General features: G+C 68.2%; 7 protein-coding genes and 2 tRNA genes. 7 read left to right on the top strand and 2 right to left on the bottom strand.

What is annotated here, in order from left to right; translation table 11 throughout:
• Nucleotides 1–65 precede the first annotated feature (65 nt).
• The 4 genes from LC438_RS00340 to LC438_RS00325 all read left to right on the top strand — a co-directional run bounded on the left by LC438_RS00340 (nt 66) and on the right by LC438_RS00325 (nt 1,869).
• Nucleotides 66–139, top strand: a tRNA-Ile gene (locus LC438_RS00340).
• Nucleotides 140–164: 25 nt separating this feature from the next.
• A tRNA-Ala gene (locus LC438_RS00335) sits at nt 165–237 on the top strand.
• A gap of 278 nt (nt 238–515) precedes the next feature.
• Nucleotides 516–1,397 (top strand): MerR family DNA-binding transcriptional regulator, encoded by an 882-nt coding sequence (locus LC438_RS00330; protein ID WP_223585467.1) that lies wholly within the window; start codon nt 516–518, stop codon nt 1,395–1,397.
• Between the two features lie 112 nt (nt 1,398–1,509).
• The gene (locus LC438_RS00325) at nt 1,510–1,869 is read left to right on the top strand and encodes a VOC family protein (protein WP_219844592.1); all 360 of its coding nucleotides are present in this window, start codon (nt 1,510–1,512) and stop codon (nt 1,867–1,869) included.
• A 116-nt stretch (nt 1,870–1,985) separates the two neighbouring features.
• Here LC438_RS00325 and LC438_RS00320 read toward each other — a convergent pair whose 3' ends face one another.
• Nucleotides 1,986–2,810 carry a helix-turn-helix transcriptional regulator gene (locus LC438_RS00320; RefSeq protein WP_223585466.1) on the bottom strand — a complete coding sequence of 275 codons (825 nt, stop codon included), beginning with the start codon at nt 2,808–2,810 and terminating at the stop codon, nt 1,986–1,988.
• 76 nt (nt 2,811–2,886) lie between these two features.
• Here LC438_RS00320 and ilvD point away from each other — a divergent pair, with 76 nt between their 5' ends.
• Complete coding sequence (gene ilvD, locus LC438_RS00315; RefSeq protein ID WP_223585465.1) at nt 2,887–4,791, top strand: dihydroxy-acid dehydratase; 1,905 nt, start codon at nt 2,887–2,889, stop codon at nt 4,789–4,791.
• A gap of 54 nt (nt 4,792–4,845) precedes the next feature.
• On the opposite strand, the gene LC438_RS00310 is transcribed toward ilvD, so the two are convergent.
• Nucleotides 4,846–5,847: a LacI family DNA-binding transcriptional regulator gene (locus tag LC438_RS00310; protein WP_223585464.1), complete on the bottom strand. Its 1,002-nt coding sequence runs from the start codon at nt 5,845–5,847 to the stop codon at nt 4,846–4,848.
• A 189-nt stretch (nt 5,848–6,036) separates the two neighbouring features.
• Here LC438_RS00310 and LC438_RS00305 point away from each other — a divergent pair, with 189 nt between their 5' ends.
• Both LC438_RS00305 and LC438_RS00300 read left to right on the top strand, forming a co-directional pair.
• Nucleotides 6,037–12,057 carry a GH92 family glycosyl hydrolase gene (locus LC438_RS00305; RefSeq protein WP_223585463.1) on the top strand — a complete coding sequence of 2,007 codons (6,021 nt, stop codon included), beginning with the start codon at nt 6,037–6,039 and terminating at the stop codon, nt 12,055–12,057.
• 92 nt (nt 12,058–12,149) lie between these two features.
• On the top strand, nt 12,150–13,262 hold the full coding sequence (locus tag LC438_RS00300; protein WP_223585462.1) for a DUF5677 domain-containing protein: 1,113 nt from the start codon (nt 12,150–12,152) through the stop codon (nt 13,260–13,262).
• Nucleotides 13,263–13,303: the final 41 nt, after the last annotated feature.

Below are 13,303 nucleotides of genomic sequence, written 5' to 3'. Positions count from 1 at the left end.
ATCCGCCGTACACCTGCCTCGATTCGGATTTTGTCGGATCTTCCGGTAAAGTCTTGGAGGTTGACGGGGCTATAGCTCAGGCGGTTAGAGCGCTTCACTGATAATGAAGAGGTCCCAGGTTCAAGTCCTGGTAGCCCCACCCTTAACTCAAGAAATCCCCATGAGGGGCCTTAGCTCAGTTGGTAGAGCGCCTGCTTTGCAAGCAGGATGTCAGGAGTTCGAATCTCCTAGGCTCCACAGATGCGAGAAGGCCCCCGAGCGCAGCCCGGGGGCCTTCTCGCATCTATCGGGTTGAGTGATTCGGGGAGCCCTGGAGCGAAGCGGAAGGGCGGAGTCTCCTAGGCTCCCCGCACACGGAGTCTCCTAGGCCCCTCCACACAGAGCACCTTCTCCTCCTGTCGGGAGGAGATCTCACGCTCGGGCTGAGGTTCGCGCGTCATCTCTCCGTCCGAGAGTGCGTTCTCCTCCCGGACGTGCGGTGCCCCGTCATCCCCCACGGCTGGCATCATGAAGCCATGACCGGGTACGAAGACGCCGACGCGGCACGGCATCGGGTGCGGCTGCCGGAGCACGACGGCTCGGCTCCGCTGCTGAACATCGGTGCCTTCTCCCGCTACGCCGGTCTGAGCGTGAGGATGCTGCGGCACTACGACGATCGGGGCGTGCTGATCCCGGCCGTGGTCGATCCGTTCACCGGGTATCGGCGCTACACCGTCGAACAGCTGCGGATCGCGGGGCGCATCCGTTCGTTGCGCGATGCGGGGTGCGGCATCGCGCTGATCATGGAGCTGCTGCCCCTGTACGAGGAGTCTCCCGCGGTGCTCCGGGATCGGCTCGACGTGCATATCGCCGGTCTCGAGGAGGCGGCTCGTCAGCTCGCGGCGCAGAGAGACCTCGCGCTGACCCTGGCCGCAGACCTCGGATCGACCGGATCGGTGGTGAGCGAGCGGATGTTCCCGTCCGCGCGGGTGCTGCAGTTGCGGCGCACTGTCGCCTGCTATCCGGCCGAGGGCGAGCTGTGGGCGGATCTGCGGACTCTGATGGCTTCCGCGGCCGGCGTCGACCCCTCCGGGTTCGGTGACCTGGTCGGTGCGACCTACTTCGACGAGGAGTATCGCGACGAGGATGTGGAGATGGCGATCTGGCGCGACTATCGCGGCTCCTTCACACCGCAGGGCGGATTCGAGGTGGTCGACCGTCCCGCACAGAGGGTGGCGTGGACGACCCACCACGGCGGGTTCGACGGCATCCATCGGGCGACCGAATCGATCGGCGCGTGGATCGCGACGCAGGGTCGCACGCAGGTCGGTCCTCTCTTCAACGTCTACGTCGTCGGGCCGGGTCGCGAGTCAGACCCCGACAAGTGGGTGACCGAGGTCAACGTCCCCATCGGCTGACCCGTCAGAGCGGTCAGCCTCTCGTGGCTTGACCCTCGCACAGTGGTAGATCTCAGACTCGATCCGAGAGCATCGCAGCGGGCGATGCCGCGGATCGGAAGGACGATCGCAGATGAGCGAGTCGAGCATGAACACCGTGAACTACTTCGAGGTCGGCACGCCGGACCCCGAGGCGGCGAGGGCCTTCTACGGACAGGTCTTCGGCTGGGAGTTCGGACCGGCCGGACCCGCCGGATACGCCATGGTGAACGGGAACGCCGGTGGCCTGTGGGACACCAGCGGGATCGGATCCGGAACGTGGGCCGTGTTCTACGTCGAGGTGGCCGACGTCGAGACGAGCGTCGCCGCGGCGACCGCGAACGGGGCTCAGATCGTGCTGCCCCCGGTGGACAACGGAGCGATCATCTTCGCGCACCTCTCCGATCCGGCGGGCAACCGGTTCGGAGTCTGGCAGCGCAAGAACGCCGACTGAACGGCAGGCTCCGCCCTGCGGTCGTCGCGGCCGCAGGGCGGCTCCGGAATCCGACCCGGAGATTCACACCCATGACGTCATGCTGCCCTCTTCGGGAGTCTGCTGCGAGGGCCGGATCAATCCCGCCCCGCGAACCTCCCCCGCGTCGCCGCATCGGCGACGTACACGACGAGCTGCACGTCGGTCAGGTCAGACGGACGCAGCTGGTGGTGCTCGAACACGAGGCGGCCGAGGGTCGGATGCAGGAACACCCGCTCGCGCGACTCGAAGCCGCCGACCCCGTGGCTCTCCCAGCGTTCGCGGAACTCGGGGCTCGCGTCCATCAGCCGGCCGATGACGTCGCGGTAGCGCGGGTCGCCGAGCCTCGGTCCGGCCTCGGCTCGGAACTCGGCGAGGAACCGGCGGCTCGTGTCGTCCCAGTCGTCGAGGAGCGACCGCACCGCGGGGTCGGTGAAGATGAGCCACAGCAGGTTGCGCTGCTCGGGGGGCGTCGTGGCGACGTTGGGGTACAGCCGCTCGTAGGCGCTGTTCCATCCGGCGATGCCCCAGTCCGGGGCGAGCGCGTAGGCGGGGTGCTCATCGAGGGCGTCGAGGAATCGCTGCACGTGAGCGGGAGCCGTCTCGACGGCGACGCTCGAGCCCGGACGACTGGGGGCGAATCCCGCGAGCGTCAGCATGTAGTCGTGCTCCGCGACGGTGAGGTGCAGCGCGTTGGCGACGGCATCCAGTACCTGCCTCGACGGGTTGATGTCCCTGCCCTGTTCGAGCCAGGTGTACCAGGTCACGCTCACGCCGGAGAGGAAGGAGATCTCCTCGCGCCGCAGGCCGACCGTGCGGCCGCGGCCCGCGGGGGGCAGACCGAACGCCGCCCGGTCGAGCAGCGACCGTCGGGCGCGCAGGAAGGCGCCGAGTTCGGTGCGCTGCTGGTCGTCGGTGGTCATGGATCAAACCTAGTGCTCTCACTACTAGTATCAGTGCCGTCTTCCGACGACGTCGGGATGACGTCAGGGTGGAAGAATGCCCACCCCTCTTCGCTCCCGCACCGTCACGCACGGACGCAACGCCGCCGGCGCCCGCGCGCTCTTCCGCGCCGCCGGCGTCAACGCCGCCGACTTCGGCAAGCCGATGATCGCCGTCGCGAACAGCTTCACCGAGTTCGTCCCCGGTCACACGCACCTGCAGCCCGTCGGGCGCATCGTCAGCGACGCGATCTCCGCGGCCGGCGGCATCCCGCGCGAGTTCAACACGATCGCGGTCGACGACGGCATCGCGATGGGCCACGGAGGGATGCTGTACTCCCTCCCCTCGCGTGACCTGATCGCCGACTCGGTCGAGTACATGGTCAACGCCCACCAGGCCGACGCCCTGGTCTGCATCTCGAACTGCGACAAGATCACCCCCGGCATGCTCATGGCCGCTCTGCGCCTGAACATCCCCACGGTCTTCGTCTCCGGCGGACCGATGGAGTCCGGCCGGGCGACCCTCGTCGACGGCAGCGTCCGCACGCTCGACCTCGTCGACGCGATCTCCGAGGCGGCGAACGACACGGTGTCGGATGCCGACATCCAGCGCATCGAGGAGAACGCCTGCCCGACGTGCGGCTCGTGCTCCGGCATGTTCACCGCGAACTCGATGAACTGCCTCGTCGAGGCGCTCGGCCTCGCCCTGCCGGGCAACGGCTCGGTGCTCGCGACCCACACCGCCCGACGCGCGCTGTACGAGAAGGCCGGCGAGGTCGCCGTGCAGATCACGCACCGCTTCTACGACGAGGACGACCGCTCGGTGCTGCCGCGCGAGGTCGCGAGCTTCGCCGCCTTCGAGAACGCGATGGCCCTCGACATCGCGATGGGCGGCTCGACGAACACGATCCTGCACCTGCTCGCCGCGGCGCACGAGGCCGGCATCGACTTCGGACTCGACGAGATCGACGCCGTGTCGCGCCGCGTGCCCTGCCTCGCGAAGATCGCCCCGAACCCCGCCTACGGCCGCATGTACTACATGGAGGACGTGCACCGGGCCGGCGGCATCCCGGCGGTGCTCGGCGAGCTCCGCCGCGGCGGACTTCTCGACGAGAACGTCAGCACGATCCACTCCGCCTCCTTCGCCGATTGGCTCGACGACTGGGACATCCGCGGCGGCAAGGCCACCGAGACCGCCAAGGAGCTGTGGCTCGCGGCCCCGGGCGGCGTGCGGTCGTCGAGTGCGTTCTCGCAGTCCGAGCGCTGGGCGACTCTCGACGAGGATGCCGAGAACGGCTGCATCCGCGACATCGACCACGCCTACTCGGTCGACGGCGGCCTCGCGGTGCTCCGCGGCAACATCGCCGTGGACGGCGCCGTGGTGAAGACGGCGGGCGTGGACCCGTCGATCCTCGTGTTCTCCGGGCCCGCGGTGGTGTGCGAGTCGCAGGAGGAAGCGGTCGCGAAGATCCTCGGCAAGAAGGTGCAGCCGGGCGATGTCGTCGTGATCCGCTACGAGGGGCCCAAGGGCGGACCCGGCATGCAGGAGATGCTGCACCCGACGTCCTTCCTCAAGGGCCGCGGGCTCGGCAAGGTCTGCGCGCTGATCACCGACGGCCGCTTCTCCGGCGGCACGTCGGGACTCTCGATCGGCCACGTCTCCCCCGAGGCGGCCGCCGGCGGGGTCATCGCCCTGGTCGAGGACGGCGACATCATCGACATCGACATCCCCTCCCGGTCGATGAGCCTGCGCGTCGATGAGTCCGAGCTCGAGCGTCGCCGCGAGCGGCTGTTGGATGCCGCCGGCTACCGCCCGGTCGATCGCCAGCGCCCCGTGTCACTCGCGCTGCGGGCGTACGCGGCCATGGCGACCTCGGCCGACCGCGGCGCGGTGCGCGATGTGGAGGCGGTCGAGCGCGCGATGCGTGAGCAGGAGCTCCGCAGCGCGGCATCCCTCGCCTGATCCGGCGGGTGTTTCGTCTCGCTGCGCTCGTTCGACGAACGGGTTCCGGCGGACTCAGCCGCGGGAGATCAGCCGCATCGGGAGCACGACGTTCTCGAAGGGGCGCGAGCGGTCGCTGAGTCGGGCGACCGCGAGGCGTGCGGCCTGACGCCCGAGCGCCTCGACGTCTCCGGTCACGACGGTGATGCCGAGCACCTGCGCCCACTCGGGGTCGTCGAAGCCCAGTACGGCAGGGCGGGCGGATGCCGGCATCTCCGCGAGCTCCTCCATGGCGCCGAGCAGGATCCGGTTGTTCCCGGCGACGATCGCGGTCGGCGGATGCGCGAGGGCGAGCAGCTCCCGCACGCAGGCGCGTGACGAGCCCACGTCGTGCGCGTCGGCGCGAAGCAGCTCGCGCCAGTCGGAGCCCGCGGGGTCGAGCACGTCGCCCATGCCCGCCATGCGCTGCCGGTAGGTGGGGAGCCACGCGTAGTCGCCGATGAACGCGATGCGACGATGCCCGGCGTCGATGAGGTGCCGTGCGGCGAGCCGTCCGCCCTCGCGGTTGTCGAACACGACCGAGTCGGCCTCGACCTGCTCGGCCGGCCGGTCGACGAACACGACGGGGATGCCGCGGGCCTGCAGTGATGCGTAGTCGCGGTGGTCGGGCATCGCCGAGACGGTGATCACGGCCTTCGTCTGCCGGTCGGCGAGGTCGTGCGCGACCCGTCGCTCCTGCTCGGCCGATTCGCGGGAGTTGGTCACCGAGAGGTGCATCCCCCGCGGGCGGATCTCGTCTTCGATGCCCTGCGCGAGGGCGGAGTAGAACGGGTTGGTGAAGTCGCCGGTGATCAGTCCGATCGAGTCGGCGAGTCGCCCGGAGGCCAGGAGGCTGGCGGCGGAGTTGCGCTGATAGTCGAGCTCCCTCGCCGCGTCGAGCACCACGGCGAGCGTCTTCTCGCTCACATACGATTCGCCGCCCAGGGCGCGGGATGCCGTCTTCAGACTCACCCCCGCGCGCTCGGCGACCTGGGCGAGCGTCGGACGCGCCGGCTGCTCTGCATCCGATCTCGTCATCGTCTCCCCTGTGGTCGTCGGCGGGCATCCCCATTATCGCGGCGGATGCGTCGATCATGTCTTCCGCGCTCCACCGTCGCTGTGGTAGCGTCCTCATCATATGACAGCGCTGTCATGAAGTGGACAGCGCCGCGGCAGCACACCCGTCGGCCGCAGACGACACATCGCAGTGGAGTTCAAGGAGCAACCATGACCGTTCCATCCCCGAGGAACGCACGACCCGGCCGTCGCGTCTGGGCGGCGGGAGGCGTCGCCCTCGCCGTGACCCTCGCCATGCTGACCCCGATGCAGGCGATCGCCGCCGGCGGCACGACGTTCCGTTCGTCGTTCGAGACGACGGATGCCGCGCCCGTGCTCACCGGCACGGGCGCCGCCGTCAACGTCACCGGCGACCGCTTCACCCCCGGCAGCGTGCTCGGCCAGGTGTCGGCGGTCACGGCATCCGCTCAGAACACCCCCAACGAGGGTGCCGCCAACGTCGCCGACGGCAACGCGGGAACGAAGTGGCTGGCGTTCCAGAACACCGGGTGGGTGCAGTACCAGCTGAGCACCCCGCAGCCGATGGTGCGCTACACGCTCACCTCCGGCGGCGACGCCCAGGAGCGCGACCCCAAGGACTTCCGGGTGCAGGGCTCCAACAACGGCACCGACTGGGACACGGTCGACCAGCGCAGCGGCGAGCTCTTCACCGGTCGCGGCGAGACCCGCAGCTTCACTCTCGCGACGCCGAGCCCGGCGTACACCTACTACCGTCTCGACGTGCAGGCCGTGCGCGACCCCAGCAAGAACATCCTGCAGCTCGCCGGCTGGGAGCCCATCGCCGTCGACGGCGCGACGCCCCCGCCCAGCGACCTCTTCCTCGCGACCGGGTCCGGTCCCGCCAGCTCCGACACCGCCAAGACCGGCGTCGGCTTCACCGGCGTGAAGGCCCTGCAGTACACGGGCCGCACCCTCGCTGCGGGCCCCGCCTCCTCGACCTCGACCCTGTACAGCGACGTCGACATCGCGGTCGCCGACGACACCGCCCTCTCGTACGCCGTCTTCCCGGTGCTCGACGGCGAGCAGACGTACGCGGCCACCTTCGTCGCGGTCGACCTGCGGTTCACCGACGGCACGACCCTCTCCACCAGCGGCGCCGTCGACTCCTACGGCTACGCGGCGAACGCGAAGGCCAAGGGGCAGTCGAACAGCCTGTGGCCGAACCAGTGGAACAGGGTGACCGTCGATCTCGGCCAGTTCGCCGGCCGCACGGTCGACGACGTCCTCTTCACCTACGACCACCCCGGCTCCGACGTGCACGCCGTCGAGGTGCCCACGGCGGGCACGGCCTTCACGGGCTGGCTCGATGACATCTCCATCGCCGAGGTCGCGCCGCGCGACATCTCCGACGGCCTCGTGTCGTTCGTCGACACCCGTCGCGGCACGAACTCGACCGGCGGCTTCTCCCGCGGCAACAACTTCCCGGCGGTGGCCTGGCCGAACGGCTTCAACTTCATCACCCCGATGACCAACGCCGACAACGCGGGCACGCTGTACCAGTACCAGCGCGCCAATAACGCGCAGAACCAGCCGACCCTCAACGGCATCGGCATCTCGCACGAGCCGAGCATCTGGATGGGCGACCGCAACTCGCTCGCCGTGATGCCCGCCGCGAACGGCAACCCCACGTCCTCGCTGAACGACCGCAAGCTCACGTTCAGCCACGACAACGAGATCGCCCGTCCCGACATCTACAGCGTCGGCTTCGACAATGGCATCCAGACCGATGTCACCGCCACCGACCACGGCGCGATCTACCGCTTCGAGTTCACGGGCGACGCGAGCTCGGTCGTCATCGACCAGCTCGTGAACTCCTCCAAGCTCTCGGTCACCGGCGACACCGTGACCGGTTGGGTCGACGGCGGCTCCGGCTGGCCGGGGCGCACGCGGATGTTCGTGTACGGCACGTTCGACCGCCAGCCCACAGCATCCGGCGCCACCACCAAGGGCGACCGCAACGGCACCGCACGCTATGCGGCGTTCGACACCTCGGGCGACCGCACCGTCGAGCTGCGGCTGTCGACCTCGTTCATCTCGCAGGATCAGGCGCGCAAGAACTTCGACTTCGAGCTCTCCGGCGTCTCCTTCGACAAGGCCCACGCCGCCGTCGAAGCCGCGTGGAACGACCGTCTCGGCGTCGTGCACGACGTCAAGGGCGCGACCGACGCGCAGCTGGTCAACCTCTACTCGAGCCTGTACCGCCTGAACCTGTACCCGAACTCGCAGTTCGAGAACACGGGAAGCGCGGCCGATCCGGTCTACAAGTACGCGAGCCCCGTCTCCCCGACGACGGGATCCGCGACCGACACCCAGACCAACGCCAAGATCGTCGACGGAAAGATCTACGTCAACAACGGCTTCTGGGACACCTATCGCACGGCCTGGCCGCTGTACTCGCTGCTGTACCCCGACGTCACCGAGGACCTCGTCGACGGCTTCGTGCAGCAGTACCGCGACGGCGGCTGGGTGGCGCGGTGGTCGTCTCCGGGCTATGCCGACCTGATGACCGGCACGAGCTCCGATGTGGCGTTCGCGGAGGCGTACCTCGCCGGATCCCTCGACACCGACACGGCCCTCGAGGCCTATGACGCGGCGGTCAAGAACGCGACCGTGCTGCCGCCCTCGAACGACGTCGGCCGCAAGGGCATCGCGCAGTCGATCTTCCTCGGATACACCGAGGCGACGACGCATGAGAGCGCATCGTGGGGCCTGGAGGGCTTCATCAACGACTTCGGCATCGCGGAGATGGCGAAGGCCCTGTCCGAGGACCCGAAGACCCCGGCCGATCGCATCGAGCGGCTGAAGGACGAGGCCACCTACTTCGAGGCCCGCGCCGAGCACTACGTCGAGATGTTCAACCCCGAGGCGGGCACGTTCACCTCGCGCAACGCCGACGGCTCCTGGACGTCCGGCGCGGACTTCGACAAGAAGGCGTGGGGCGGTGCCTTCACCGAGGCGAGCGCCTGGACCTTCGGGTACCACGCTCCCCACGACGTCGACGGACTCGCCGTGCTCTACGGCGGCAGGCAGGGACTCCTCGACAACCTGCACCAGTTCCTCACGACCCGTGAGAAGGCCGACTACTCCGGCATCCACGAGGCTCGGGAGGCGCGCGACGTGCGCCTAGGAATGCTGGGCATGTCGAACCAGATCTCGCACCACATCCCCTACGTGCTCGCCGAGGCCGGCGACCCGTCCGGTGCGCAGAAGCTGATCCGCGACATCCAGGACCGCCTCTTCGTGGGCTCCGACATCGGCCAGGGCTACCCCGGCGACGAGGACAACGGCGAGTTCTCGGCCTGGTACGTGTTCTCGGCCCTCGGGTTCTACCCGATGGAGGTCGGATCGGGGAACTACACCGTCGGCACGCCCCTGTTCGACAGCGCGACGCTCTCGATCGGCGACACCGACCTGGTCATCAACGCCCCCGGGGCGTCCAGCGGCAAGGACTACGTCGCCGGCGTCAGCATCAACGGCACGGCCGTCTCCGACACCACGTTCGACGGCGACCTCGTCCGCGCGGGCGGCACGCTCGACTTCACGATGAGCGCGCAGCCCTCGGCGTGGGGAGCGAAGGACCTGACGGAGCCGCTGGCGGTGCCGACGAGCCTGGTCGATGCGACCAAGCCCGGACGCGGCATCCTCACGGCCGCCGACGGCACCCCGGTCGGCGCGCTCGTCGACGACAACATGAACTCGAAGACGACGTTCGCGGGCACGACCGCCGAGCTGGTCTGGACCTCGCAGTCCGGTCCGGTCTCGATCGGGCAGTACACGCTGACGGATGCCGCGAAGGGCAGCGCCCCGTCGAGCTGGACCCTCTCGGGCTCCACCGACGGCGTGAACTGGACCGAGCTCGATTCACGCACGGGCGAGACGTTCGCGTGGGACACCCAGACCCGGCCGTTCACGGCGAACGGCGAGGGCGGCTACACGAGCATCAGGCTGAGCCTCACGGGTGCGGGCGATGCCCTGTCGCTGTCCGAGGTCGAGCTGTTCGCGAAGGCCGCAGGGGCCGACGGACTCTCGATCACCCCGGCCGCCCCGCAGCGGGTCGCGGCGGGAACGTCGTTCACCGGCAGCCTCGGGACCATCATCGGCGAGGAGACGGATGCCGCCGGCTACACCGTCACGGTGGACTACGGCGACGGCACCCCGGTGCCGAGCGTGAAGCTCACCCGCGACGATCTCGGCGGCTGGAAGGTGAGCGCCCCGCACACCTTCGACGCCCCGGGCACGTACACGGCGACGATCGTGGTGCGCGACTCGACGGGCGCCACGGCATCCGGTGCGGCGACCGTCACGGTCTACCGCGACGAGACGCTCGTCGGCAGCTTCAACGGCGTGTGCATCGGCGACCTCAACCTGACCGCCGCGAACTGCGATGACCAGGGCTACGGGTACTACCGCGACAAGCTCGCCGCCGACGGGTTCGTGCAGGGTCAGACCCTGACGCTCCCCGGCTCCTCCCTCACCTACGATCTGCCCGCTGTCGCCCCCGGCGCTCCGGACAACATCACCGGAGAGGGTCAGACGATCCGCCTCGACCTCGGCACCGGCGCGACGCAGCTCGCGTTCGTCGGCACGGCGACGGAGAAGGCGCGTCAGCCTGAGGCGGTGCTGCACTTCACCGACGGCTCCGAGCAGCGCGTGCAGATCTCGTTCGGCGACTGGGTGGGAGCATCCGGCAGCCCGGCGTTCGGCAACTCGGTGATCGCGGTCTCCGAGGGACGCCTGTCGGGTACCGGCGCGGAGTCCAGTGTGAAGAACACCGCGATCTACGCGACCGCGCCGATCACGATCGACCTCGACGCCGACGGGAAGCCGAAGGTCGTGGAGTCGCTCACGATGCCGAAGGAGGCAGGTACGCTCCGCGACGGACGCGTGCACGTGTTCGCCATCGCCTCCGACGGCGACCGTGCCGCCGCCGCTCCGCTGGCGGTGACCGCATCGACCGTGGCCGATCAGATCGCCGGCGAGGAGTTCGAGGCCGCGCTGGCTACAATCTCGGGCGGCTCCGGCGAGACGACCGCGGTGGTCAACTGGGGCGACGGGTCTCCCGTGTCCACGGTCGACGTGGCCTCGGGCGCCGTCACCGGCACGCACACCTACGCCGCGGCCGGCACCTACACGGTCACGGTCACGGCGGACGACGGCGTGAAGTCGGCCGACGCGCAGCTGCAGATCGTGGTCGCCGAGCCGGAACCGGAGTACGAGCCCGTGATCACCGTGGACGGCGCCGAGGTGGAGCCGGGTGACACGGTGCACGTGACCGGCACGGGCTTCGCGCCGGGTGAGAGCGTCTCGATCCGCATCGACGACGAGGAGCCGGTGGTCGTGAAGGCCCTCGACGACGGCACGGTGTCGGCCGACGTCACGGTCCCCGCGGATGCCGTGGACGGCGCTCACCCCGTGATCGCCCTCGGCAGCGTCTCGAACGTCGAGGCGCGGGCCACGGTGCTCGTCGTCACCGGATCGACCGGCGCCAAGGCGACGACCGTCGCGCTCTCGACCACGGCGACCGACCCGGTCGCCGGCGAGTCCGTCGCACTCACCGCCACGCTGAAGCCGGCAGGCGCGGCGGGTCAGGTCGAGTTCCTCGAGGGCGACGTCGTGGTCGGATCCGCCGGAGTCTCGGCGGGAACGGCGACGGCCGACATCCGCATCGAGACCTCGGGTGCGCACACCTACGTCGCGCGCTTCGTGCCGTCGGATCCGAAGGCCTACCTCGGCTCGACGTCCGCCCCGCTCACGCTCGACGTGCGCAGCACCCCGGTGCTCGACGCGGAGATCGTGGTCGGCGTGAAGAGCGTCGTCCAGGGCGGCTCGTTCGAGCTCATCGGCCGCGGCTTCGGCGCGGGCGAGAAGGTCTCGATCGTGCTGCACTCCGACCCGATCCACCTCGCGGACGTGGTCGCCGACGGTGCGGGTTCCTTCCGCATCCAGGTGGCCGTGCCCGCGAACGCCCCGGTCGGCGCGCACACCGTGGTCGCCACCGGCGCCGACACGGGCCTCACCGCCCAGGCCGCGCTGCAGGTGACGGCCGCGGCTGCCGTCGGCGGTGGTCTCGCCGGAACGGGCGGAGCGGTGCCGATCGTGCTGATCGTGGCGCTGCTGGTGCTGCTCGCGGCCGGTGGAGTCCTCGTGACCCGCCGCCGCAGGGAGTCCTGAGGCTCCGCTCAGGTCGCGAGCCGCTCTTCTGTCCTCAGGAGGCGGCTCGCCACTTGTTGAGGGTTCGAACGGGGCCGTGGGAACATTGCACCGTGATCGACGAAGTTGAAGTTGATGAGAATGGTCTCGCCCAAGGTCTACTCGGTTTGCTGCAGATCAGACTTACCGAAGCAAGTCCGCCAACAATGGACAGTCGATTGAATCTTTCGGAGGATGAAGATCCTCAGGATGATAACGAAGACGTGGTCCACGCGACGATTGATGAGTATTTCTGGGCGAGTATGGCTCCGCAAGGTGCCAAGAGATTCCGGCGCCTAAGTTCCGAGCGGTTTAGATCTGTTGTTCACGCTGATCGGGTAATGAGAGAAGAAACTCGCACGCTAAGACGCGTCACCGCCCGCACTGTCGTCGATTTAGAGAATCTCAACCGTGAATTTGTCGATGCATTCGCGGCCAGATTCCGCGAGGATAAGACCACGCTCATCGAGGCACTTCTTCCACACCAAGAGATCCTGGGCGGTCTTGCACTTCGTGGACTTCTGCAAGGGTCACTGCATGCTCGTTGCGTCCGCCTCTACGAAGAGATCCAGGTTCTCGCATACGCCGGATTCGTCGAGGGTGCCCAGGCTCGTTCTCGCACACTCGTCGAGACGGTAGCAGTGCTACTTGCGATATCTCGACAAGATGACGATGCCCACCTAATCGCGGAGCGCTATCATGCGTGGTCATTTTGGGAAAACATGTCAGACAGGACACCTGAAATCGACTCAGCCATTGTGGGTGCCTGGGGTCGAGGTTTCTTCTCGCCCTACGGATGGGCGAGGCCCTTGATCTCCGGAAAGGAAGAGGGGCGTAGATCAATATCGATGCAAGATATTCTGCGTGCCGTTTCGATGGAGCCCTATATTGAAGAGTATAGGGAACTCAGCCATTCCATTCACGTGGGCCCATCAATGACGGTGCTCAGCACTGACTTCGGATCGTCTTATCTGTTCAGTACGCGACCTGAGGGTGGCGTCGACGAAGCAGTGAAGATCATTCGCTATGCAACTAGTCTTCTGGGCCTGGCAAGTGAGTGCTTTGCCCGTGATGTATTCCCAAAGTATGGATCGTTCGACCCACTTGGATGGTTGGCACCAGTGCTTCGTCGAATCGACTACGTCTTTCGGGTGTGTGATCGAGTTGAACGGAAGCGGGACATCTAGGCGTCACCTCGGTCTCGCGGCATCCGCTCTCCCCTCCGCGC

This window comes from Microbacterium sp. OVT16B, from assembly GCF_019969705.1.
GTDB classification, from domain to species: domain Bacteria; phylum Actinomycetota; class Actinomycetes; order Actinomycetales; family Microbacteriaceae; genus Microbacterium; species Microbacterium natoriense.
The sequence above is the reverse complement of the archived record's forward strand: the minus strand, read 5'-3'. Positions and strand labels throughout refer to the sequence as shown.

Coding starts and splice junctions, on each gene's coding strand:
- LC438_RS00330 (WP_223585467.1), top strand. CDS start 516: ATGACCGGGTACGAAGACGCCGACGCGGCACGGCATCGGGTGCGGCTG.
- LC438_RS00325 (WP_219844592.1), top strand. CDS start 1,510: ATGAGCGAGTCGAGCATGAACACCGTGAACTACTTCGAGGTCGGCACG.
- LC438_RS00320 (WP_223585466.1), bottom strand. CDS start 2,810: ATGACCACCGACGACCAGCAGCGCACCGAACTCGGCGCCTTCCTGCGC.
- ilvD (WP_223585465.1), top strand. CDS start 2,887: ATGCCCACCCCTCTTCGCTCCCGCACCGTCACGCACGGACGCAACGCC.
- LC438_RS00310 (WP_223585464.1), bottom strand. CDS start 5,847: ATGACGAGATCGGATGCAGAGCAGCCGGCGCGTCCGACGCTCGCCCAG.
- LC438_RS00305 (WP_223585463.1), top strand. CDS start 6,037: ATGACCGTTCCATCCCCGAGGAACGCACGACCCGGCCGTCGCGTCTGG.